General features: G+C 69.2%; 18 protein-coding genes. 4 read left to right on the plus strand and 14 right to left on the minus strand.

The window, feature by feature from the left end; translation table 11 throughout:
• Positions 1–85: 85 nt before the first annotated feature.
• The 8 genes from MKK67_RS23255 to MKK67_RS23290 form a co-directional block, all read right to left on the minus strand.
• Positions 86–772 carry a 50S ribosomal protein L25/general stress protein Ctc gene (locus MKK67_RS23255; protein WP_243969926.1) on the minus strand — a complete coding sequence of 229 codons (687 nt, stop codon included), beginning with the start codon at positions 770–772 and terminating at the stop codon, positions 86–88.
• 474 nt (positions 773–1,246) lie between these two features.
• Positions 1,247–2,140 carry an ABC transporter permease gene (locus MKK67_RS23260; RefSeq protein ID WP_243969928.1) on the minus strand — a complete coding sequence of 298 codons (894 nt, stop codon included), beginning with the start codon at positions 2,138–2,140 and terminating at the stop codon, positions 1,247–1,249.
• Between the two features lies 1 nt (position 2,141).
• Entirely contained in the window at positions 2,142–3,074 is a 933-nt protein-coding gene (locus MKK67_RS23265) for an ABC transporter permease (RefSeq protein WP_243969930.1), read from the minus strand.
• A gap of 250 nt (positions 3,075–3,324) precedes the next feature.
• A complete protein-coding gene (locus MKK67_RS23270) occupies positions 3,325–4,587 on the minus strand; it encodes a PotD/PotF family extracellular solute-binding protein (RefSeq protein WP_243970015.1) in 1,263 nt (420 codons plus the stop codon).
• A 16-nt stretch (positions 4,588–4,603) separates the two neighbouring features.
• Complete coding sequence (locus tag MKK67_RS23275; RefSeq protein ID WP_243969932.1) at positions 4,604–5,614, minus strand: ABC transporter ATP-binding protein; 1,011 nt, start codon at positions 5,612–5,614, stop codon at positions 4,604–4,606.
• Between the two features lie 266 nt (positions 5,615–5,880).
• Entirely contained in the window at positions 5,881–7,308 is a 1,428-nt protein-coding gene (hydA, locus tag MKK67_RS23280; RefSeq protein WP_243969934.1) for a dihydropyrimidinase, read from the minus strand.
• Positions 7,309–7,515: 207 nt separating this feature from the next.
• On the minus strand, positions 7,516–8,520 hold the full coding sequence (locus tag MKK67_RS23285; RefSeq protein ID WP_243969936.1) for a GlxA family transcriptional regulator: 1,005 nt from the start codon (positions 8,518–8,520) through the stop codon (positions 7,516–7,518).
• Entirely contained in the window at positions 8,517–9,077 is a 561-nt protein-coding gene (locus MKK67_RS23290) for an isochorismatase family protein (protein WP_243969939.1), read from the minus strand. The genes MKK67_RS23285 and MKK67_RS23290 overlap by 4 nt, the downstream gene beginning before the upstream one ends.
• A gap of 122 nt (positions 9,078–9,199) precedes the next feature.
• On the opposite strand from MKK67_RS23290, the gene MKK67_RS23295 reads away from it, so the two are divergent.
• Both MKK67_RS23295 and MKK67_RS23300 read left to right on the plus strand, forming a co-directional pair.
• Complete coding sequence (locus tag MKK67_RS23295; protein ID WP_243969941.1) at positions 9,200–9,910, plus strand: Sir2 family NAD-dependent protein deacetylase; 711 nt, start codon at positions 9,200–9,202, stop codon at positions 9,908–9,910.
• Between the two features lie 219 nt (positions 9,911–10,129).
• Positions 10,130–10,354, plus strand: a complete 225-nt coding sequence (locus MKK67_RS23300; RefSeq protein WP_147854742.1) for a hypothetical protein — start codon at positions 10,130–10,132, stop codon at positions 10,352–10,354.
• 464 nt (positions 10,355–10,818) lie between these two features.
• Here the strand turns inward: MKK67_RS23300 and MKK67_RS23305 are convergent, their stop codons facing one another.
• From MKK67_RS23305 to MKK67_RS23320, 4 genes are all read right to left on the minus strand, one after another.
• On the minus strand, positions 10,819–11,217 hold the full coding sequence (locus MKK67_RS23305) for a hypothetical protein (RefSeq protein ID WP_243969943.1): 399 nt from the start codon (positions 11,215–11,217) through the stop codon (positions 10,819–10,821).
• Positions 11,218–11,292: 75 nt separating this feature from the next.
• The gene (locus MKK67_RS23310) at positions 11,293–13,629 is read right to left on the minus strand and encodes a xanthine dehydrogenase family protein molybdopterin-binding subunit (protein WP_243969946.1); all 2,337 of its coding nucleotides are present in this window, start codon (positions 13,627–13,629) and stop codon (positions 11,293–11,295) included.
• Positions 13,626–14,105 (minus strand): (2Fe-2S)-binding protein, encoded by a 480-nt coding sequence (locus MKK67_RS23315; protein ID WP_092042949.1) that lies wholly within the window; start codon positions 14,103–14,105, stop codon positions 13,626–13,628. The genes MKK67_RS23310 and MKK67_RS23315 overlap by 4 nt, the downstream gene beginning before the upstream one ends.
• 263 nt (positions 14,106–14,368) lie before the next feature.
• The gene (locus MKK67_RS23320) at positions 14,369–15,598 is read right to left on the minus strand and encodes an MFS transporter (RefSeq protein WP_279601792.1); all 1,230 of its coding nucleotides are present in this window, start codon (positions 15,596–15,598) and stop codon (positions 14,369–14,371) included.
• Between the two features lie 158 nt (positions 15,599–15,756).
• Between MKK67_RS23320 and MKK67_RS23325 the strand changes: the two genes are divergently transcribed.
• On the plus strand, positions 15,757–16,638 hold the full coding sequence (locus tag MKK67_RS23325) for a LysR family transcriptional regulator (RefSeq protein WP_243969948.1): 882 nt from the start codon (positions 15,757–15,759) through the stop codon (positions 16,636–16,638).
• Between the two features lie 141 nt (positions 16,639–16,779).
• Here MKK67_RS23325 and MKK67_RS23330 read toward each other — a convergent pair whose 3' ends face one another.
• Both MKK67_RS23330 and ispG read right to left on the minus strand, forming a co-directional pair.
• On the minus strand, positions 16,780–18,798 hold the full coding sequence (locus tag MKK67_RS23330) for a potassium transporter Kup (RefSeq protein WP_243969950.1): 2,019 nt from the start codon (positions 18,796–18,798) through the stop codon (positions 16,780–16,782).
• 448 nt (positions 18,799–19,246) lie between these two features.
• On the minus strand, positions 19,247–20,581 hold the full coding sequence (ispG, locus tag MKK67_RS23335; protein WP_409568434.1) for a flavodoxin-dependent (E)-4-hydroxy-3-methylbut-2-enyl-diphosphate synthase: 1,335 nt from the start codon (positions 20,579–20,581) through the stop codon (positions 19,247–19,249).
• 353 nt (positions 20,582–20,934) lie between these two features.
• On the opposite strand from ispG, the gene MKK67_RS23340 reads away from it, so the two are divergent.
• Entirely contained in the window at positions 20,935–22,074 is a 1,140-nt protein-coding gene (locus tag MKK67_RS23340; protein ID WP_243969954.1) for a patatin-like phospholipase family protein, read from the plus strand.
• The last annotated feature ends 226 nt before the right edge of the window (positions 22,075–22,300 follow it).

Here is a 22,300-nt window from a genome sequence, read left to right on the forward strand (position 1 = left end):
TCAAGGGCTCCGCCCCGAGACCCCTGAAACGAAGAGAGCCCCGGCGGGGCCGGGGCTCTCGACGATGCGCGGAATGCGACGAGGCTCAGGCCTCCTCGCCGTCCTTCTTCTCTTCGTCCTCGGACGCCTCTTCGGCCTTCTCCTCGGCGGCCTCGGCCGACTGCGCCTCGGCGATCGCGGCCTCCTCGGCCTCGACCTCGGCGCCCAGCACGGTCGGCGGCACGATGTTGGCGACCGGATCGTGGGGCTCACCGGTATGCGTGCCGGCCGGGATCTTGACGTCGGAGACGTGGATCACGTCGCCGATCTGGCGCCCGGTCAGGTCGACCTCGATCGCGTCCGGGATCTGGTCCGGAGCGACGTCGAGGGTCAGGGTGTGGGCGACGATGTTGAGGGTGCCGCCGAGCTTCTTGATGCCGGGGGCCGCGTCCTCGTTGATGAAGTGCACCGGCACCTCGACGGTCACGGTCTGACCGGAGACGACGCGCAGGAAGTCGACATGCAGCGGGACGCCGCTGACCGGGTCGAGCTGGAAGTCGCGCGGGATCGCCCGGACGGTCTTGCCGCCGGCCTTGATCTCGAACAGCGTGGTCTTGAAGCCGCCGGCGTAGATCAGGGTGCGGGCGCGGACGAGGTCGATGGCGATGGATTGCGGCGGCTGGCCGCCTCCGTACACGACGGCGGGAACTTGACCCTGGCGACGAACGGCCCGGGCGGCCCCCTTGCCGACCCGGTCGCGTGCCACGGCCTCAAGCGTCTTGACTGCGCTCATGGCGTGATCCTTCAAATGATGGCTGGATCCGGAAAACGAAAAAGCCGCCCGACGCGGACGGCTGTGACCTTCCCGGTGCGCCCCTGCCTCCAAGGGTGTCGGGGGGCGCGCCGTGCGCATACACGGCTGGGGGTGGATTGGCAACGTTTGGGTGGGTCCGCGCAGTGCCGCGATGGCTCTCCGCTTCGGTATATTGTCGAATCACTTGGCTACGCGTTGCACACCGTCATTGCGAGCGCAGCGAAGCAACCCAGGGCAGCGCGCGATCGCAGAACGTGGAGCCAGACTGGGTTGCTTCGCTGCGCTCGCAATGACGATGAGGCTCGATGCCGACCAGCACGGTATCGAGGCGGCGTGAACGAGGCTCACGAGCAAGCCCGTTACCGGCACTCTCGGTGATCCTCGGTCGACGATTCCTGCCGATGAGGTGTTCGCCGAGCTGCGCTCCTAGGCTTCTAGTTCAATTCAAAAACTCTACGGCCGCAGCCCCGCCAGCGCCCGTCGGGCCCGGCGCTTCTGCAGCCACACGGTCAAACCGAGCGCCGTGCCGATCACCAGGGCGGAGAACGCCGTCGTTGTGGTGCCGAGCGCGTAGATCTCCGGCGTCGTCACCGTGGTGGTCAGGCCCTGGAGCTCAAGCGGCAGGGTGTTGCGGCCGCCGATCGCCTGGCTGGTGCGGGCGAGTTCGTCGAAGGACAGGGTGAAGCCGAACAGGGCGACGCCGACCAGCGCTGGCGCCAGGATCGGCACCACCACGTGCCGCAGGGTCTGCGCGCCGGTGGCGCCGAGGTCGCGGGCGGCCTCCTCGTAGGCGGGGCTGAAGCGGTTGAACACCGCGAACATGATCAGCAGGCCGAAGGGCAGCGTCCAGGTCAGGTGCGCGCCCAGCGCCGAGCTGTAGAGGCCCATGAAGGTGCCGTGGTCCTGCAGGAATCCCCAGCCGGTGGCGTCGGCCAGCGCCTTGACCGCGTCATCGAGCAGCCGGAATTCCAGCCCGATCCCGAGCGAGACCACGATCGAGGGCACGATCAGGCTCGACACCGCCAGGGCGAAGACCAGGCCGGCCCCCCAGAACCCCTTGCGGAAGGCGAGGCCGGCATAGAACGCGAGGGCGACGGTGAGGACCATCACCACCAGCCCGAGCATCAGCGAGCGCCGCAGCGCCGCCCAGATGTCGACGACGCCGACCCCCTCCCACAGCTTGGCGAACCAGTGGGTCGAGACCCCGTTCATCGGGAAGGTCAGGCCGCCGGACGGGCCCTGGAAGCTCAGGGCCAGGATCGTCAGGGTCGGCCCGTACAGGAACAGGACGTAGAGGCAGAAAATCCCGCCGAGCCCGTAGAAGGCGAAGCCGCGAGGCCGGTCCATCCTACAGCTCCCTGCGCAGGTCGATCATCCGGGTGAGCCCGAGGGTCATCAGCAGCACGGCAGCGAGCAGCACCACCGCGTTGGCGGCAGCCGCCGGGAATTGCAGGTAGGCCATCTGCACCTGGATCACCTTGCCGACGCTGGCGATCTGCTGGCCGCCCATCACGCCGACCGTGACGAAGTCGCCCATCACCAGGGTCACCACGAAGATCGACCCGATGGCGATGCCGGGCTTGGCCAGCGGCAGCACCACGTTCCACAGGGTCTGGAACCCGGAGGCGCCGCAATCCCGCGCCGCCTCGATCAGCGACCGGTCGATGCGGGCCAGGCTGTTGAAGATCGGCACGATCATGAACACCGTGTCGAGGTGCACGAAGGCGAGCACCACCGCGAAGTCGGAATAGAGCAGGCCCTCGATCGGGGTCTTGATCAGGCCGAGGCTGCGGAGCGTGTCGTTGACCAGGCCGTTGCGGCCCAGCAGCGGGATCCACGAGATCATGCGGATCACGTTCGAGGTCCAGAACGGGATCGTGCAGAGCAGGAACAGGCCCATCCGCACCGTGTCCGAGCGGATGTGGAAGGCCAGGAAGTAGGCGATGGAAAAGCCGAGCGGCAGGGTGATCGCCAGGGTGAGGGCGACGAACTTCAGGGTCGAGAGATAGGTGCGGACCGTGGTGCACAGGTCCGCGGAGAGGCAGCCGTCGAACAGGTCGGCGTAGTTCTGCAGGGTCAGCGCCGGGGTGATGGCGTACTCGTTGTACTCCCAGAACGACACCATGGCGGTGAGCAGCAGCGGCACCACCAGGAAGACCAGGAACACCAGGGCCAGCGGCGCCGCCTGGAGATAGGCGAGGCTGCGGCGCCGAGGCCTGGGGGCGGTGGCGATCGGGGCGGCAACGGCTTCGGCGTTGCGGGGAAGGGTGAGGTCGTTCATCGGATCGGCCTCGTCGGTGCCGCCGCATCCGGCTGCCTGGGGCGGACTACGAGGCTTGCGTAGGCTGCGACGTGCCCCCTCTCCCGAGCGGGAGAGGGCTGGGGTGAGGGACCAGGGTCTTCCGGAGAAGTCGCATCCCTCGCCCTGTCCCTCTCCCGCACGGGAGAGGGGACCCGCGCCGCGTCCGGAACGGCGCGAGTCCAGTTGCCTCCCTCACCGAGGGGGAAGGGATGGGAAAATGCCAGCCCGCTCACGCGGCGATGAACTCGTTCCACTTGCGCACCATGTAGGTGTTCTCGTCCATCACGGCGTTCCAGCAAGCGACCGAGCCCATGCGCTGGTCGAAGGAGCCGCCGTCGCGGGTGGCGCCGGCCTTCTCGATCAGGGTGCCGTCGGGGCCCAGGATGTCCTTTTCGGCGGGCTTGCCCTCCATCCAGAACGCCCATTCGTAGGGCTGCATGTGCGCCTGCGCGGTCTCCAGCACCGCGGAATAATAGCCCTGGCGGTTGAGATAGGCGCCGGCCCAGCCGGACAGGAACCAGTTGATGAACTCGTAGGCCGCGTCGAGCTTCCGGCCGCTCAGGGTCTTCGGGATGCCGAAGCCCTGGGCCCAGGCGCGGTAGCCCTCCTTGAGGGGCTGGTAGACGCACGGCACGCCCTGGGCGCGCACCTTGGTGACGGCGGGCGACCACATCGACTGGATCACCGTCTCGCCGGACGCCATCAGGTTCACGGATTCGTTGAAGTCCTGCCAGAAGGCCCGGAACTGGCCGGCGCGCTTGGCCTCGATCAGCACCTTGATGGTGCGGTCGATCTCGGGCTTCGTCATGTTGCCCTTGTCGCCGTAAGTGTAATCGCCGGTGGCCTCCACCACCATGGCGGCGTCCATGATGCCGATGGACGGGATGTTCAGGATCGACGCCTTGCCCTTGAACTCGGGGTTGAGCAGATCCTTCCAGCTCTCCACCGGCCGCTTGATCAGGTCGGGCCGGATGCCCAGCGTGTCGGCGTTGTAGGTGGTCGGGATCAGGGTCAGCCACTCGGTCGGCGCGGACGCGAAGGTCTTGGCGGCCTGGCCCTCGAGGTAGAACACCTTCTTGGGCGCGGTGCCCTGGTCGCCGATCCGCTTGCCGGCCACCTCGCCCTTGGTGAACACCGAGGAAATCTGGTCGGCGAGTTTGATCCGCTTGGCGTCCAGGCCGCTGAGGTTGCCCGACGGGATGATCTTCTTGAGGCTGAAATACTCGGTGTCGACCAAGTCGAAGGAATTCGGCTGGGTGACCACGCGCTTGGTCACCTCGTCGGTGACCACCGGAATGTATTCAAGGGTGATCCCGAGATCCTCCTTCACCTTCCGGGCGATGTCGGCGGACTGGCTCACCGCGGTGCCGAGGTAGCGCAGGGTCACGGGCTCGGCCGCGTGCACCGCCGGGAAGCCGGTGACCGGCGTGGTTGCCAGGGCCGCGGCCCCTTTCAGCAGCGTGCGCCGGCTCGGCTTCGAGAACAGGTCCATCATCGTCTCCAACTGTCTACGCGTCGAGGCGGTGGGCGGCCGCCGCGTCCCAGCCGACCGGGATCGTGTCGCCCGGCCGGAGCGGGCGGGCCGCGAAGGCGGCATCGCTGAGCACGACGGTCAGCGCGGCCGGACTGCTCTCGGCCAGGGCTTCGGGCGGCCGCTCCAGCCCGTCGGCGTCGAGGCCGACATGGACGCTGGTGCCCTGGTACTCGACCGCGACCACCCGGGCCGCGAGCGCGCCGGGGCCGGCCTCGTCGCCCAGCCGCATCCGGTCGGCGCGCACGGCGATCATCTCGTCGGGCAACCGGATCACGTTGTGGCCGCCGATGAACCGGGCCACGAAGGCCGTGGCCGGCCGCTCGAACACGGTGCGCGGGTCGGCGGCCTGCTCGATCCGGCCGGCATTCATCACCACCACGAGGTCGGAGAGCGCCATTGCCTCCTCCTGGCTGTGGGTGACGTGGATGAAGGTGAGCCCGAGCTCGGTCTGGATCCGCTTCAGCTCGACCCGCATCCGCACCCGCAGGAACGGGTCGAGGGCCGAGAGCGGCTCGTCCAGCAGCAGCACCTTCGGGCCGGTGACCAGCGCCCGGGCCAGCGCCACCCGCTGCTGCTGCCCGCCCGAGAGCTGGGCCGGCAGGCGCCCGGCGAGGTGGCCCATCTGCACGAGATCGAGCATCGCCATCGCCTTGGCCCGGCGCTCGGCCTTGCCGACGCCGCGCATCCGCAGGCTGAAGGCGACGTTGTCCCGCGCGTCGAGATGCGGGAACAGGGCGTAGCTCTGGAACATCATGGCGGTGCCGCGCTCGGCCGGCGTCGCGTCGCCCACCGCCTTCGGGCCGATCACCACGTCGCCGGCGCTGGCGCGCTCGTGGCCGCCGATCATCCGCAGCGTCGTGGTCTTGCCGCAGCCGGAGGGGCCGAGCAGGCAGCAATAGGCCCCGGACGGCACCTTCAGGTCGATGGCATCGACCGCGGTCGCCGCGCCATAGCGCTTGGTCAGGCCGATCAGCTCGACATTCATGCGAGTCTCCCCCGGCTGCGGCTACAGGCGGCACATGGTTGAGGCACCTTCGCGCGCGAAGCCCGCGACGTGCCCCCTCTCCCGTGCGGGAGAGGGCTGGGGTGAGGGAACAGGTCCATCCGGAGACGTCGCATCCCTCACCCTGTCCCTCTCCCGCACGGGAGAGGGCACCCGCGCCCGATCCGGCCGAGGACATGTCCGCGACCTTGATGCGGCCTGGTCGCCCACAACTTCAAACGGGAGAGCAAGGGCCGGGCCAGGGGCCTTCATGCGCCCTGCCGCTCCGCCGGATCGACCGCCCGGTCGAGCACCCGGCCGCGGCCTGGCTCGGACAGGACCTTGCCGTCCTCGGCGATCACCTGCCCGCCCGCGATGGTCATCACCGGCCAGCCGGTGACCGCAAACCCCTCCCAGGGGGTGTAGTCGGAGCCGTGGTGGAGGATGTCCTGGCGGATGGTCTCGCGCTTGTTCGGATCCCACAGCGTCAAATCTGCGTCGAAGCCCGGGGCGATCGAACCTTTTCGCGGATACAGGCCGTAGAGCTTCGCGTGGTTCGTCGCCGTGAGGGCGGCGAACTGGTTGAGGCTGATCCGCCCCTTCGAAACGCCTTCGGAGAAGAACACCGGCAGCCTTGTCTCGACCCCCGGGATGCCGTTGGGGATCCAGCGGAACGAGGATTTCCCGCGCGGGTTCAGCTTGCCCTGCGGGTCGTCGTAGCGGAACGGCGAGTGGTCCGAGGAGACCACGTCAAAAATTCCGCGCCGGATGCCGGACCAGACCGCCTCCTGGCTGGCCTCGTCCCGGGGCGGCGGCGAGCAGACGTATTTCGCGCCCGCCATCGGGTCGTCGAGGCCGAGCCCTTTCATGTGCTCGGCCGTCAGCGTCAGGTATTGCGGGCAGGTCTCGGCCCGGATCTTCAGGCCGCGCGCTTGCGCCCACGCAATCTGCTCGGTGGCCTCGCGGCCCGAGACGTGGACGATGACGATCGGCAGGTCGATCAGCTCGGCATGGCTGATCGCCCGGTGGGCCGCCTCGCGCTCGACCACTTCGGGCCGGGACAAAGCGTGGCCGTAGGGCTTGGTCTCGCCGGCCCGCTCCAGGCGGTCGCTGAGATAGCGGATCGCGTCGTAGCCCTCGGCGTGGACCATCACCCGGGCGCCCTGCCGCCGCGCGACGTGGAACACGTCCAGCAGCTGGCGGTCGTTCAGCACCAGGTCGTCGTAGGTCATGAACACCTTGAACGAGGTGTAGCCGTCGGCGACCAGGGCGGGCAGCTCCTGGCCGAGCACCGCCTCGCTCGGATCCGAGACGATCATGTGGATCGCGACGTCCACGTGGCACTGGCCCTCGGCCTTGGCGCGATAGGCGTCGACCGCGCCGCGCAGCGAGCCGCCCCGGGGCTGGACCGCGAACGGCATCACGCAGGTGTTGCCGCCGGCCGCCGCCGCCCGGGTGGCGCTGGCGAAATCGTCGGCCATGACGATGCCGGGGCCGGGATCCTGGGCGATGTGGACATGGCTGTCGATGCCGCCGGGCAGGACCAGCAACCCGGAGGCGTCGATCACCCGGGCAGCGTCGGCGATGCCCTCGGCGACCGCCACGATCCGCCCGCCGCGCACGCCGACATCCGCCCGTACCGTGTCGCTCGCGGTGACCACCGTGCCGCCGCGGATCGCCAGGTCGTATTCGGGCATGACGCTTCACTCCTCCGCGCCCGCGGGCGCCTGTCGGGACGGGCGGATGCATCGTCCGCGCCGATTCGGACGACCCGAGGAGGGCACAGCCGTCCGGCGGGGTCCAGAGTGCGCAAGTCATGGGTTCCCAAAGGGCTCAGCCCTTTGGCAGGGGTTCGGGGGCTGAGCCCCCGAGAGACCAGGGCTCTGCCCTGGACCCGCGAAAGGTCATGGACCTTTCGAAACCGGAACTTTGGCGCGAAGACTCGACGGGGCGGCTGCGTGGAAGAGGCGCCAGACGCGGCGCATGTGCCGAGCCGAGCCGAAGCCCGCGCGGTCGGCGACTTGCTCCAGGGCGAGGTCGGTCTGGGCGATCAAGTCCCGGGCCAGCGCGATCCGGGCGCGGTTCACGGCATCGGTGACGGTCATCCCGGCATGGACCCGGAACAGCCGGGCGAGGTTGCGCGGGCTCGCCCCGGCGAGGCGGCCGAGGGTCTCGGGGGACCAGTCACGCGCCGGCTCGGCCGCGATCGCGTCCTGGGCGCGATGCACCACCGGATGCAGGTGGCTGCGGCCCTCCAACCAGGGCGAGAGCTGCGGGTCGTCGGCGCCGCGGCGCATGTAGACGACCAGGGTCCGGGCCGCCGCTAGCGCCGCGGCCGGGCCGGCCCATTCGGCGACGAGATGGAGCATCAGATCGACGCCCGCGGTCACGCCGGCGCTGCTGAACCGGTCCCGGTCCTGCACGAACAGCCGGTTCTCCAGCACCCGCGCCCGGGGCGCCAGGGCGGCGAGCCGGGCGCAGCTGGCGTGATGGGTGGTGCAGGCATAGCCGTCGAACAGGCCGGCCCGGGCCGCGAGCAGCGTACCCTCGCAGACCGTGACGAGGGTGTGACCCGGCCGGACCGCGCCGCGCAGCCAGTCGACGATCCGCGCTTCGGCGGCCGCGTCGTCCAGATCCGGCTCGAAGCCGAGCACCCGGGACGACGATCCGGGCAGGAGCACCACGGTGCCCGGCGCGATCGCGTCCGGCAGCGGTTCGGTGCCGCTCAGATCCAGCCCGATCGAGCAGCGGGTACGCGAAGCCGGCGCCACGTAGCGCACCGCGAAGGCGACCCGGTCCTGGGCCGCCCCGGCGATGCGCAGGACCTCGACCGGGCCGGCGAGATCCAGCAGCAGGGTGCGCGGCGGCAGGACCACCAGGACCGGGATGCGCCGCGCCGCCCCGCTCATGCGGCGACCGGCAGGTCCCGGCCGGCCAGAGCCTGCTCCACCGTGGCGATGCGGGCGAAGCGGTCCACCAGCACCAGCTCGGTGCGGGCCTTGATGTCGTCGGCCTCGAACCGGCGGCCGTCAGGGTGGGTCATCGCGAAGGTCAGCGTCGCCTCGGTGACGTAATCGACTAGCCAGCCGCTGTCGGAGGCGTGGCGCGCGGTGGTCTCGCAGCATTGCTCGGTGCGGATCCCGGACACGATCAGCCGGCGGATGCCGTGCTGCGTCAGCCACCTCGCGAGACCGGTATCGACCAGCGCGCTGTGCTTGCGCTTGTGGAAGATCGCGTCCGGCGCGATCACGATGGGCTCCAGGGTGCGGACATGGCCGGACTCGACCGAAAACGGACCCGTCTCCGCAACGTGGAACACCTGCAGCACCGGGATCTTGCGCGCGACCGCGCCGTCGATGAGCGCCTGAAGGCGTTCGGTGAAGAGCGGCACATCGGCCTCGCTCCAGAACGGCCGGTGACGGAAGGAGTCCTGGACATCGATGACCAGCAGCGCAACATCGGACATTTCGCGTCTCCCGCTTGGTGAAGCGAGCGGCAGGATCGCGCTCTCGTTAGGCGCGCGAAAGAAACCCCGCAGCCAACCAGCGGACATTTTCGGCCATTCAGCCGACGACACGAGGGTACGGCATGGGTGACCCCAAAAACATCTTCGTGCTGACCGGGGCGGGGGTCTCAGCCGAGAGCGGGCTCGGCACCTTCCGCGACCGGGACGGGATCTGGGCGCGGTTCGACCCGATGAGGCTCGCCACCCCGGAAGCCTACGCCGCCGATCCCGACACGGTGCTCGATTTCTACGACCATCGCCGCCGGGGCGTGGTCGCGGCCGCGCCCAACGCGGCGCATGTCGCCCTGGCTCGGGCCGAGGCGCGGCTGGCCGCGCGGGGCGGACAGCTTTTCTTGTGCACGCAGAACGTCGACGACCTGCACGAGCGGGCGGGTTCGCGCGCGGTCGTTCACATGCACGGCGAGCTGCTCAAGGCCCGCTGCACCGCCTGCGGGGCGGTCACGCCCTGGCGCGACGACCTGAACCGGACCTCGTCCTGCCCGGCCTGCGGGACGCTGGGGCGCATGCGGCCGGACGTGGTCTGGTTCGGCGAGATGCCGATGCATCTCGACGCGATCGAGGACGCGCTCGCCGCCGCCGACCTGTTCGTGGCGGTGGGGACCTCGGGGGCGGTCTACCCGGCGGCGGGCTATGTCCGGCAGGCCCGGGCCCTCAACATTCCCACCTGCGAGATCAACCTGGAGCCCTCGGACAACGCCGACGCCTTCGACGACGCGCGCTACGGGCCGGCCAGCACGGCGCTGCCGCAGTTTCTCGCCGATCTTGGGCTTTGAGCCGCCGGGCGGCCGCAAACCCTTGCCTGCGCGAAAGATTTTGATTCGCAGGCACGTCCCCCGGGACAGGACCAGAGTCTTAAATGACGCGAATCACATCCGCGCGAGCTGTCAAGAACTGGTCGGACAGTTGCCCACCGGTTACAACGGTCAAGCTCGGGTTCGGCGTCGCGGCCCGCCCGAGCGTTCGTTGAAGCCACAAGGGGAAGACAAAGACCCATGCAGCACTTCACCGTAACCGACCGCGAGCGCGACACCGTCCTGGCGGCTCTGCGCTATTACCAGTTCTACCGGATGCAGGGACATCCGTTCGACCCCCGCCAGGACCACCTGATCGACACCATCGCGGGCCGGGCCGGCGACGCTCTGGACCTCGCTGAGATCGACGACCTCTGCGCCGGCCTGAACGGCAACCCCCACGCGCTCGCCGCCGCGGCCGCCTGAGGCTGCTACGCGGGGCGGGTTTTTGCCGCCCCGACTTCCCCCGGCCGCCGAGCCGCCGGGACCGGGGATCGACCCCTCCGAGATGAGCGAAGCCGCCGCCGGAGCTGGGCGATCCCCGACGGCTTTTCGCGGCTCTTGTCTGAGAGGCGATGCCGCGCCGGACGCAGATGCTCGGTTTTGGTCCCTTGGGCGGAGGAATAATCCGAGCCGCCCCGCCTAGTCATCCCGGGGCCGCGCAGCGGAGCCCGGGATCCAGAGCCGCCGACGCGGCAAGCTTTTGCACCGACAGAGGTTCTGGATTCCGGGTTCGCCTACGGCGCCCCGGAATGACGGTGCGGACTATCGCCCGGACGTAACAGATCCCGAAGCTTTGGGTTCGCTGAGAGATGCAACTCGGAACGATGCTTTAGCACGTTAGGGCGCCGGGCCTACGTGATCGACGTCCCGGTACCGCAACCGACGCCTCAGGGCGCCTTCTTCAGCTGGCCTTCGGCTCGGGCGACCCCGGCCTCGCAGGCCGTGGCATCACCCTTGGAATCGGCCGTCCGCGCCTCGTCCAACGCGACCTTCGCCTGCTGGGCGGCATCGGCACCCTCGCCGGCCTGGGCCGACTTTTCCGGCGGGGCCTGAGGGGATTCGTTGGCGCGCTGGCCCTCGGTGCCGGTCATGCCCTCGCCGCCGCGCTTGGCGGCGTTGCCCTGGCCGCTGGTCGAGGCCGAGATCGAGGCGGTCGCCTCCGACGTCACCCGCTTCGACAGGGCGTCGATCTTGTCCGAGCAGGGGGAGGCGAGGACCGGGGCCGCCATCAGGATCAGGGCCAGGGGCACCGTGACGGAAACCGTGAAGGCGGCGGGACGCATCATCGTAGCGAACTCTTTCATGGCGGGGGGCCGGGGATCAGGTCCCCGGTCCCCCAACGCGTCGCGAGGGAGTGCGGTTCAGGCGCTCAGCTGGTCGCGGATCGGCAATTGCCGCACGCGCCGGCCGGTGGCGGCGAAGACCGCGTTGGCGATGGCCGGCGCAACAGGAGGCACACCGGGTTCGCCGACGCCGCCGAGCGGGCCGTCATAGGAGCCGGTCGGCACCAGGTGCACGCGGACCACCTTCGGGGCGGCGTCGATCCGGATGATCTCGTAGCCGTCGAAGTTGTTCTGCACGGCCCGGCCCTGCTTGAAGGTGATCTCGGAGGTGAGGGCGAGCCCCATCCCCATGACCACGGCGCCTTCCATCTGCGACCGGATGCGCTCCGGGTTCACCTGCGGCCCGCAATCGACCGCGATGTCGATGGCGTGGACCTTCACCTGGCCCTTGTCGTCGACCTCCACCTCCGCGGCCACCGCCGTGTAGGTGACGAAGCTGTAGTGGCCGGCGATGCCGAGGCCGCGGCCCTTGGGCATCTGCCGTCCCCAGCCGGCGCCCTTGGCGACGGCCTCGATCACGCCGCGCAGGCGGCCGGTATCGATCGGGTAGAGTTTTGGGTCCTCGCCGTGGTTCCAGACATCGCCGATCGAGGTCGGGTCGATCTTCCGGGCGGGGCCGATCAGGTCGAGCAGGTAGTCCTTCGGGTCGCGGCCGGCGGCGTGCGCCAGCTCCGACACGAAGGACTGGATCGCGAAGGCGTGCGGGATGTTCGAGACCGAGCGGAACCAGCCGATCCGGACATGGGCGGCGGCTTCCGGGTTCTCCATCCGGGCGTTGGGCAGGTTGAACGGCGTGTTCACCAGGCCCATCCCGAGCTCGAACGGCAGCTCATGCTTCGGATCGGGCGCGAAAATCGAGCCGATCGTCGGTGCCACCGAGCGGTGCAGCCAGGCCACCGGCATGCCCTTGTCGTCGAGGCCGGCCTCCAGGTGCTCCACCGAGATCGTGTGGTAGTAGCCGTGGTGGATGTCGTCCTCGCGGGTCCAGGCGAGCTTGACCGGCGCGCCGTCCACCGCCTGCGAGCAGAGCGCCGCCTCGACCACGTAATCCGGCTTGGACTTGCGCCCGAAGCCGCCGCCGAGCAGCGTGACGTTCACCTTGACCTTGTCGTCGGGCAGCTTGAGCGCCTTCATCAGGCGATCGTTAGCCGCCTGCGGACCCTGCGTGCAGGCCCAGGCCTCGCAGAACCCGTCCTTGACCCGGGCCACGGCGGCCGGGGGCTCCATCGGGGCCTGGACGAGGTGGGGCACGAAGTATTCGGCCTCGACCTTGGTCTTGGCCTTCGCCATCGCACCGTCGACGTCGCCCTGGTTGCGCACCACCTTGCCGGGCTTGCGCGCGGCGGCCTCAAGCTCCTTGCGGAACACGTCGGTGTCGTAGCCGGCGTTCGGGCCGTCATTCCAGGTAATCTTGAGGGCGTCGCGCGCCTTCAGGGCCGCCCAGGTATTTTTTGCGACGACCGCGACACCGCCCAAGGGCATGAACTCGGACGGGATCTCGCCGCCGTCGATCTTGAAGATCTTGACGACGCCCGGGACCTTCTTGGCCTCGGTGTCGTCGTAGGACGCGACCTTGCCGCCATAGACCGCCGGACGGGCGACCACCGCGTACAGCATCCCGTCGAGCTTGGTGTCGAGGCCGTAGACGGCCCGGCCCGTGGTGATGTCGAAATTGTCGATCAGCCCGATCTTGCCGGTGCCGATGTAGCGGAAATCCTTCGGGTCCTTCAGCGGGACGTTGGTCGGCACCGGCAGCTCGGAGGCCGCCTGCGCCACGGCGCCGTAGCCGAGGCTGCGCTTCGACTTGGCGTGCGTGAGGGTGTGGTTGGCCGCCGTCACCTCGGAGGCCGGCACGCCCCATTGCTTGGCGGCGGCCTCGATCAGCATCAGCCGCGCGGCGGCGCCGGCATGGCGGAAATGCTGGAAGAAGTGGCGCAGCGAGCGCGAGCCGTCGGTGTCCTGGTTGCCGAAGCGCGCCTCGTCGCCCCAGGCCTGGACCACCTTCACCTTCGGCCAATCGGCCTCCAGCTCGTCGGCGACGGTGAGCGCCACGGAGGTGCGCACGCCCTGACCCATGTCGGAGCGGTGGTTGGTCACCGTGACGGTGCCGTCCGGGGCGATCGCCACGAAGATTTTCGGATCGTCGCGCCAGCCATGCGGCATGCCGTCGGCGCCGAATTTCTGCGCCTTCTGCTCGGCGGTCTGGCCCTCGTCGGCGCGGGCGTCGCGCAGGGACAGGGCCAGCACCAGGGCGCCGGCGCCGCCGAGGATGCCGCGGCGGCTGACATTGGCGAGGACCGGCTTGGCGGTCGGTTGAGCGGCCAGTTCGGCCATCATCTGGGCGTCATGAATCACAGGCGCTCTCCCTTGCCGGCGGGCGCCGTCTGGCCGGCGGCCTGATGGATCGCCGCGCGGATGCGCGGATAGGTGCCGCAGCGGCAGATGTTGCCGCTCATCGTGTCGTCGATGTCCTGCTCGGACGGCTTGGGCGTGTCCTTGAGCAGCGCGGCGGCCTGCATGATCTGGCCGCACTGGCAGTAGCCGCACTGGGCGACGTTGAGGTCGCGCCAAGCCACCTGCACCGGGTGGTTGCCGTCGGGCGACAGGCCCTCGATGGTCACGACCTCCTGGTCGGCCGCCGCCGAGATCGGGGTGATGCAGGCGCGGGTCGCGGCGCCCCCGAGATGGATCGTGCAGGCGCCGCACAGCGACACGCCGCAGCCGAACTTGGTGCCGGTGAGGCCCAGCTCGTCGCGCAGGTACCACAGCAGCGGCATGTCGGGATCGCCGTCGAAGCTGCGCGCAGCCCCGTTCACGGTGAGTTTGATCATCGGTGTATCCTGTCTGGCGGCGCCGGAACGGCGTTCCGTCGGGTCCGGGCCGAGCGGGAGGCGCCAACCGATCCTCCGGTCCACGCGTCCGCCTCTGGGGCTAACCCGACGAACCGGCCTCTGGGTTCAGAATAGGAAGAATTCTAATCCACCCCGGGAGACTTGTGCAACGCAAGGTAGGCGCGGCATGCCGCCGGAGGTCCGCGCCCGGGACATGCCGCGTGTGGCGGCGCACATGCCGATGTCTTGGAAGGATTGCCTCTTCAGGGCCGGGCGCTTGGAAAGCCATGCTGCCGCGCCGCCCCGATGACGATCAGGGTCAGCACGAGCAGGGCGAGCAGAGCGGGCGCGAAGGCGCCGGTACCGACCCTGTCGAGCAGCAGGCCGCCGACGATTCCGCCGCCCGCGATCGCCACGTTCCAGACCGTGACCAGCATCGCCTGCGCGAGATCGGCCGCATCCCCGGAGGCCTTGGCCAGCGCCGCCTGGAACAGGGTCGGCACGCCGCCATAGGCGAGCCCCCAGATCGCGGCGGCGACGCAGATTGCCGCCGGATCGTCATTCCGGAGGCCGAAGATCAGCGTCGCGAGCCCGAACAGTCCGGCGCTGAGCAGCGTCAGCGCCCGCGCATGCCGGTCGATCAGGGCGCCGACGATCCAGAGGCCGATCAGCGACGCGGCGCCGAAGACCAGCAGCACGAGGTCCGTCCGTTCGCCCATGCCGCCGGCGGCCAGGAACGGCGCGACGTAGGTGTAGAGGATGTTGTGGGCCAGCACGAAGGCCAGCGTCACGAACAGCACCGGGCGCACGCCGGTCATCGCGAACACGTCGCGCAAGGTATGCCGCCGGCCGCCCGGCTGGCCGGGGAAATCCGGCACCGTGACCAGGACCCACGCGACGAGGATCAGCGTCAGCCCGCTCATCACGCCGAAACAGGCCCGCCAGCCGATCGCGGTGCCGAGGAAGGTGCCGGCGGGGACGCCGAGCGAGAGCGCCAGCGGGATGCCGACCATGGCGACCGCGATGGCGCGGCCTTTCTGGTGCTCCGGCACCATGCGGGCCGCGTACCCGACGAGCAGAGCCCAGAGCAGGCCGGCCGAGACGCCGGCGACGAGGCGCGCCGCCAGCGTCAGGGCGTAAGACGCCGAGACCGCCGTGACGGTGTTGGCCACCGCGAAGCCGAGGATCGCGGCGAGGAGCAGCGTCCGGCGGCGCAGGCCCTGGGTCGCCGCCGTCAACGGGATCGCGGCGATCAGCGAGCCCAGGGCGTAGATCGTGACGAGTTGCCCGGCCAGGGATTCTGGCACCGCGAGGCCGGCGCCGATCTGCGGCAGCAGGCCGGCGGGCAGCGCCTCGGTCAGGACGGTGATGAAGCCGGCGAGCGCCAGCGCCAGCAGCCCTGCCAGGGGAAGGCTGTTCGGCTCGGCCGTAGCGTTGATGGTACCGGCAATGGATTGGCCGGGAAGGGTTCGGGGTTCCGGGGTCGCCGTCATCGCTCACCTGTCCGATCGAGGCGGTGCCCTCCGCTGGCGGGAGCGCCGGGAGACCAGTCACCGACTCGGGTGGCGACGATAGAATCGCTGGCGCGACCCGATCATCGGGCTACAATTCGCGACATATCGGACAGATCGGTCCGCAATCGGTGGGCGCGATGGACAGGCTCGGCTCCTTGACCGTCTTCATGCAGGCCGCCGAGGCACGCAGCTTCACGGCGGCGGGCCGACAGCTCGGCGTCTCCGCCTCGGCGGTCGGCAAGGCGGTGGCGCGCCTGGAGGCGCGGCTCGGCGTGCGGCTGTTCCACCGCTCGACCCGGGTGGTCACGCTGACCCCGGAAGGCGGGCAGTTCCTCGAACGCTGCCGCAAGATCTTCTGCGAGATCGAGCAGGCCGAGCTGGAATTATCCCAGACCCGAGATGCCCCACGCGGAAAACTGCGGGTCAGCCTGCCGATGGTCGGCCGCCTGATGGTGCCGACCCTCTCGGCCTTCATGGTCGCGTGGCCGGAGATCGAACTCGACCTCGATTTCACCGACCGGCTGGTGGACGTGATCGACGAGGGGTTCGATGCGGTGATCCGCACCGGCGAGGCGCGGGATTCCCGACTGATGACTCGTGTGCTCGGCAGCTACGACCTCAAGCTGGTCGGCGCGCCCGCCTATTTTGCCGCGCATGGAATCCCGGACTCGCTGCGCGACCTCTCCGGGCACCGGTGCCTGCGCCATCGCTTCCCGACGACGGGCCGGCTGGAGGATTGGCTGCTGGAGGCGGGCGACACGATCGACCTGCGCACCGCGGCGACCTCCAACACCATCGAGCCGCTGGTCTGCCTGGCTGAGCGCGGCCTCGGCATCGCCTGCCTGCCGGATTTCGCGGTCCGCGCGCAGATCGCGGACGGGACACTGATGAGCGTGATGGACGACGTGGTGCACCGCTGCGGCACCTTCCGCATCCTCTGGCCGTCGAGCCGTCAGCTCGCGCCGAAGATCCGCGTCTTCGTGGATTTCATGGCGGAGAACCTGTTCGCGCCGCCATGACAATCCAGGTTTCAAAAGGTCCGGGACCTTTTGCGGGTGCAGGGCAGAGCCCTGCAAGCCACCGGGCTCCGCCCCGGAACCCCGCCAAAGGGCTGAGCCCTTTGGAGACCCGATGTCTCCTGCGCGCGATCAGGATCGCTCCTACACCGTCACCTGCGTCCCGACCTCGACAACGCGCCCGGTGGGGATCTGGAAGAAGTCCGTCGCGTCGTTGGCGTTCTTGGCGAGGGTGATGAAAATCCGGTCCTGCCAGAGCGGCATGCCCGAATGGGTCGCCGGGCGGATCGAGCGGCGGGACAGGAAGAACGACGTCGCCATGATGTCGAACTTGAAGCCCTGGCGGCGCAGCAGCACCAGGGTTTTTGGGATGTTCGGCGTCTCCATGTAGCCGAACTTCATCACGACCTTGAAGAAATGCGGCCCCACCGGCTCGATCCTGACCTTGTCGGCCTCGTTCGAGCGCGGGGTGTCCACCGTCTCGACGGTGAGGATCACGTTCTTCTCGTGCAGCACCTTGTTGTGCTTGAGGTTGTGCAGGAGCGCGGCCGGGGCGATCTCGGGGTCGCTCGTCAGGAACACCGCGGTGCCGCGCACGTGGTGCGGCGGGCTCTTCTCCAGCATGCCGACCAGCTCGACCAGCGGCACGTCGGTCTTGCGTGTCTTGTTGAACAGGATCGTGACCCCGCGCACCCAGGTCCACATCAGCACGATGAGGGCCCCGGCCAGGATCAGGGGTACGTAGCCGCCCTCGACCACCTTGATCAGGTTGGAGAGCAGGAACAGGAACTCCAGCACGATGAAGGGCAGCATCACCAGGGCGGCCGCCACCGGCGACCAGCCCCACATCCGCCAGATCACCAGGAAGGTCATCGAGGCGGTGAGCAGCATCGTCCCGGTCACCGCGATGCCGTAGGCCGAGGCCAGCGACGACGAGGTCTTGAACAGCACCGCCAGCAGCACGACGCCGACCATCAGCAGCCCGTTGATCTGCGGCAGGTAGATCTGGCCGGCATGCGATTCGGAGGTGTGCCGGATCTCGAGGCGCGGTAGCAGGCCGAGCTGGATCGCCTGACGGGACAACGAGAAGGCGCCGGTGATCACCGCCTGGCTCGCCACCACGGTGGCCAGCGTCGCCAGCACCACCATCGGCAGCAGGCCCCAGGCCGGGACGAGCTGGAAGAACGGGTCGGCGGTGTCGGGCTTCTCCAGCACCAGGGCCGCCTGGCCGAGATAGTTCAGGGCGAGCGCCGGGAAGACCAGGCAGACCCAGGCGACCTGGATCGGCTTGCGGCCGAAATGCCCGAGATCGGCGAACAGAGCCTCGGCGCCGGTCACCGCCAGGAACACCGCGCCGAGCGCCACCAGCGCTCCGGTGCCGTGGCCGAGGAGGTAATGCACCGCGTACCAGGGGTTGGCGGCGCGAAAAACCTCCGGGTGCAGGCCGATATGCGGCAGGGCCGCGAGCGCCATGGCGACGAACCACACGACGGTCATCGGCCCGAAGAACGCCGCGACCTTGGCGGTGCCGCGATTCTGCACGAGGAACAGGACGATGATGATCGTCACCGTGATCGGCAGCACGTAGTCGTTCAGGGCCGGGGTGACGAGCTTCAGCCCCTCCACGGCCGAGAGCACCGAGATGGCCGGGGTAATCACCGCGTCGCCGTAGAACAGCGAGGCGCCGAGCAGCCCGAGCATGAACACGATGCGGGAGCCGCCGAGCGCCTTGCGGGCCAAAGCCATCAGCGAGAGGATGCCGCCCTCGCCGTTGTTGTCCATGCGCAGCAGGATCAGGACGTACTTGACCGTCACGATCAGGAACAGCGCCCAGAGGATCAGCGAGACGGTGCCGATCACCTCCTCGGGCAGCAGGATGCCGTCGGTGCGGGCCGGGACCAGCGCCTCGCGGAAGGCGTAGAGCGGGCTGGTGCCGATATCGCCGTAGACGACGCCGACCGAGCCGACCAGCAGCGTCCAGAAACCGGCATGGCCGTGCCGGGTCTCCGCCTTCTCGGGAGAATCGAGGGCGCCGCCGGGCGCAGGCCCCTGCGCCGGTCCGGTGCCGCCGGTCTCGCCCGCCGCCGCGGCGGAATCGGGCGGGGCGTCAGAGGCCGCGGGCACGGGCTGGGCTGCTACGCCGGGTGCGAAGGTTTGGCTCATGCGGAATGTCGGAGGCTCGGGCGTGGCCGGCGTTTCGCGGGTCGGCTCAGGGGCCTGGTGGGGCCGGGCAGGAGGACGCGAAAACTCCGCCGAACCACGCGGGCCGGCCACCGGGCCGACCGCTCACGGGATCGTGCGGCCTTGCTATCACGGCCTCAGGCGGCCGGGAACCGGGGGCACCGCGAAGATCAGGGCTTCGGTGGGAGCGGGGCCGGCGGGGAAGGCTACCCGGGGCAGAGGAATTTACTTATTCTCTTGGGACTCAAAAGTTCTCTGAACTTCTAATCACCCGCCTTGTCATCCCGGGGCCGGGAAGCGGAGCCCGGGATCCATAACCGCCGACAGTTCAAAATCTTGCGCTGTCGGCGGCTCTGGGTTCCAGGCTCGCCTACGGCGCCCCGGAATGACACGGCGGTTAATCCTGCCGTCCAGCGCGCACTGCGTCCGGCTATTCGGCCGCGGTGCGCGTGCCGCCGCCCTGCTGGCCGAAGCGGCGCTCGATGTACTCGATCACGACGGTCTCGAAATCCTTGGCGAGCGTCGCACCGCGCAGCGTCATGGCCTTCTTGCCGTCGATGAACACCGGCGCAGTCGGGGTCTCGCCGGTGCCCGGCAGGGAGATGCCGATATCAGCGTGCTTCGATTCGCCCGGGCCGTTGACGATGCAGCCCATCACGGCGACGTTCAGGCCCTCGACGCCCGGATAGCTCTTCTTCCATTCCGGCATGGAGGTGACGATCCAGTTCTGGATGTCCCGGGCCAGCTCCTGGAAGGTGGTCGAGGTGGTGCGGCCGCAGCCGGGGCAGGCCGCGACCATCGGCACGAAGGTGCGGAAGCCCATGGTCTGCAGCAGTTCCTGGCTCGCCTTGACCTCGACGCTGCGGTCGCCGCCCGGCTCGGGGGTGAGCGAGTAGCGGATCGTGTCGCCGATCCCCTCCTGCAACAGCACGCCGATCGCCGCCGAGGCCGCCACCAGGCCCTTGGAGCCCATGCCGGCCTCGGTCAGGCCGAGATGGATCGCGTAATCCGAGCGGCGCGCAACCTCGCGGTAGACCGCGATCAGGTCCTGCACCGCCGAGACCTTGGCCGAGAGGATGATCTTGTTCTGCGGCAGGCCGAGTTCCACCGCCCGGTCGGCCGAGCCGATCGCCGAGCGCACCATCGCCTCGCGCATCACCGCGCGGGCATCGATCGGCCGCGGCAGCTTGGCGTTCTCGTCCATCAGATGGGTGAGCAACTCGCCGTCGAGGGAGCCCCAGTTGGCGCCGATCCGCACGGTCTTGCCGTACTTGATCGCCTGCTCGATGATCGAGGAGAACTGAGTGTCCTTCTTGTCCTTGAACCCGACATTGCCGGGGTTGATCCGGTACTTCGCCAGGGCCTCGGCGCAGGCCGGATGGTCGGCGAGCAGCTTGTGGCCGATATAGTGGAAGTCGCCGACCAGCGGTACGTGCACGCCGATCCGGTCGAGGCGCTCGCGGATCTTCGGCACCGCGGCGGCGGCCTCGTCCCGGTCGACGGTGATGCGGACCAGCTCCGAGCCGACCCGGGCGAGCTGGGCCACCTGCGCCACCGTGCCGTCGATGTCGGCGGTGTCGGTGTTGGTCATCGACTGCACGACGATCGGGGCGCCGCCGCCGACCATGACCGCGCCTTCGCCCTCGCCGACCGTGACGCCGACGGTGCGGTGGCGCGGTGCCGGGCCGGCGACCTCCGGGCCCCCGTAGGCCAGGATGGTCTCGGGAGCGGGATTTTCGGAGCGGATGGCTTCCATGACTTCCATCGTGGACCTTCGCGTGCGCGCGCTTCGCGAAAAAGCGCCGGGGCCTTATCGGGCCGGCCGGGCGTTTCGCGGCGCGCGCCTCGCCGGAGCTTCGGGGCTGCGGGCCGCCCGCGGCTTAGCTGCGGACGACGCCGCGCAGCGTCAAGCCGACGCCGCGCATGACAGCATCGCGGCTGTCATGTCGTATCCGGATGCGGATGTCGAGTTGGCCGCGTGCGCAACATCGGTTTTCGTCCGGCCCTGTTGCCGAATCGCGCGTCGTGACCGGGGCCTCGGATGTGCCGTAAGCCCGGCGCATGGTTGATGTTGCACTGCACCATCCCATCTAGGGGATCCTGATTTTGGAGGCCGACATGAGCGAGCACCCCCACGGCGGTGAGCCGCACAACCCGGTGACCGTGGTTCCCGAAATTCCGTCCGAAGTCCCGGTCTCGGACGGGATCGAGCCCTCGCCCGCGCATCCGCCCCGCCAGATCCTTGCGGGGCCCCGGGCCGAGAAGCCGGTCGCGCTGGCCTTGCAGGGCGGCGGTGCGCACGGCGCCTTCACCTGGGGCGTGCTCGACGCGCTGATCGAGGACGGGCGCCTGGCCTTCGAGGCGGTGACCGGGGCCAGCGCCGGGGCCATGAACGGCGTCGTGATGGTCGACGGCTGGCTCAAGGGCGGCCCGGACGGCGCCCGGGAGGGACTGGAGCGGTTCTGGCGCGAGGTCAGCCTCGACGGCGATCTCGGGCCGGCGCAGCGCAACTTCGTGAGCGGGCTGTTCAACCTGTGGAAGGGCAACCCGGTGGCCGAGTTCTGGTCCAAGCTGCTCTCGCCCAGCCCCTACGTGTCGAACCCGCTCAACATCAACCCGCTGCGCAAGGCGCTGGCCGAGCAGATCGATTTCGAGCGCCTGCGCGAGGCCGAGACCGCGGGCCTGTTCGTCTCGGCCACCAATGTCTGGACCGGCAAGCTCGCGGTGTTCGAGCGTGAGCGCCTCACCGTCGACCACCTGATGGCCTCGGCCTGCCTGCCCACGGTGTTCCAGGCGGTGGAGATCGACGGCGTGCCCTATTGGGACGGCGGCTATCTCGGCAACCCGCCGCTCTACCCGCTGCACCGGGGCGCCCGGACCCGCGACATCGTGCTGGTCCAGATCAACCCGGTCGAGCGGCGCGAGACCCCGCGCACGGAGAGCGAGATCCGAGACCGGCTCAACGAGATCACCTTCAACGCCAACCTGATGCGGGAATTGCGGGCGATCGACTTCCTCGACGGGCTGATCGAGGACGGCACCCTCGGCCAGGGCGGTTATCAGCGGGTCCTGGTGCACCGGATCGACGGTACCGACGCCTTGGAGGATTACAACGCCGCCTCCAAGCTCGACGCGCGCTGGACCGTGTTCAAGCGCCTGCGCGACAAGGGCCGTGCCGCAGCGCAGGTCTGGCTCGCCGAGACATACGGGACGATCGGGCAGGCTTGTACACTCAACCTGCGGGATGCGTATCAGTAAAACGCCGTGCGTCCGACGCGAGGATCGTCATCCGGCAAGTCGCGATGTGATTGATATCGCGTCGAGATCCGGATGATCGTGATGTTGTTTGTAAGATCAAAGCGTTTATCTCCGGCTAAGGACTGAATTTAAAGTAGAAAATCCCAGGCGTAAGATATATTTCACGGGGTTCCGGTAGCTCGGCCCTTTCACCGAAGACCGAGCGGGCGCGGTGATTCTGATTCCT

The organism is Methylobacterium sp. J-072 (assembly GCF_022829425.1).
In the GTDB taxonomy this organism is placed as follows: domain Bacteria; phylum Pseudomonadota; class Alphaproteobacteria; order Rhizobiales; family Beijerinckiaceae; genus Methylobacterium.

Coding starts and splice junctions, on each gene's coding strand:
- MKK67_RS23255 (WP_243969926.1), bottom strand. CDS start 772: ATGAGCGCAGTCAAGACGCTTGAGGCCGTGGCACGCGACCGGGTCGGC.
- MKK67_RS23260 (WP_243969928.1), bottom strand. CDS start 2,140: ATGGACCGGCCTCGCGGCTTCGCCTTCTACGGGCTCGGCGGGATTTTC.
- MKK67_RS23265 (WP_243969930.1), bottom strand. CDS start 3,074: ATGAACGACCTCACCCTTCCCCGCAACGCCGAAGCCGTTGCCGCCCCG.
- MKK67_RS23270 (WP_243970015.1), bottom strand. CDS start 4,587: ATGGACCTGTTCTCGAAGCCGAGCCGGCGCACGCTGCTGAAAGGGGCC.
- MKK67_RS23275 (WP_243969932.1), bottom strand. CDS start 5,614: ATGAATGTCGAGCTGATCGGCCTGACCAAGCGCTATGGCGCGGCGACC.
- hydA (WP_243969934.1), bottom strand. CDS start 7,308: ATGCCCGAATACGACCTGGCGATCCGCGGCGGCACGGTGGTCACCGCG.
- MKK67_RS23285 (WP_243969936.1), bottom strand. CDS start 8,520: ATGAGCGGGGCGGCGCGGCGCATCCCGGTCCTGGTGGTCCTGCCGCCG.
- MKK67_RS23290 (WP_243969939.1), bottom strand. CDS start 9,077: ATGTCCGATGTTGCGCTGCTGGTCATCGATGTCCAGGACTCCTTCCGT.
- MKK67_RS23295 (WP_243969941.1), top strand. CDS start 9,200: ATGGGTGACCCCAAAAACATCTTCGTGCTGACCGGGGCGGGGGTCTCA.
- MKK67_RS23300 (WP_147854742.1), top strand. CDS start 10,130: ATGCAGCACTTCACCGTAACCGACCGCGAGCGCGACACCGTCCTGGCG.
- MKK67_RS23305 (WP_243969943.1), bottom strand. CDS start 11,217: ATGATGCGTCCCGCCGCCTTCACGGTTTCCGTCACGGTGCCCCTGGCC.
- MKK67_RS23315 (WP_092042949.1), bottom strand. CDS start 14,105: ATGATCAAACTCACCGTGAACGGGGCTGCGCGCAGCTTCGACGGCGAT.
- MKK67_RS23320 (WP_279601792.1), bottom strand. CDS start 15,598: ATGACGGCGACCCCGGAACCCCGAACCCTTCCCGGCCAATCCATTGCC.
- MKK67_RS23325 (WP_243969948.1), top strand. CDS start 15,757: ATGGACAGGCTCGGCTCCTTGACCGTCTTCATGCAGGCCGCCGAGGCA.
- MKK67_RS23330 (WP_243969950.1), bottom strand. CDS start 18,798: ATGAGCCAAACCTTCGCACCCGGCGTAGCAGCCCAGCCCGTGCCCGCG.
- ispG (WP_409568434.1), bottom strand. CDS start 20,581: ATGGAAGTCATGGAAGCCATCCGCTCCGAAAATCCCGCTCCCGAGACC.
- MKK67_RS23340 (WP_243969954.1), top strand. CDS start 20,935: ATGAGCGAGCACCCCCACGGCGGTGAGCCGCACAACCCGGTGACCGTG.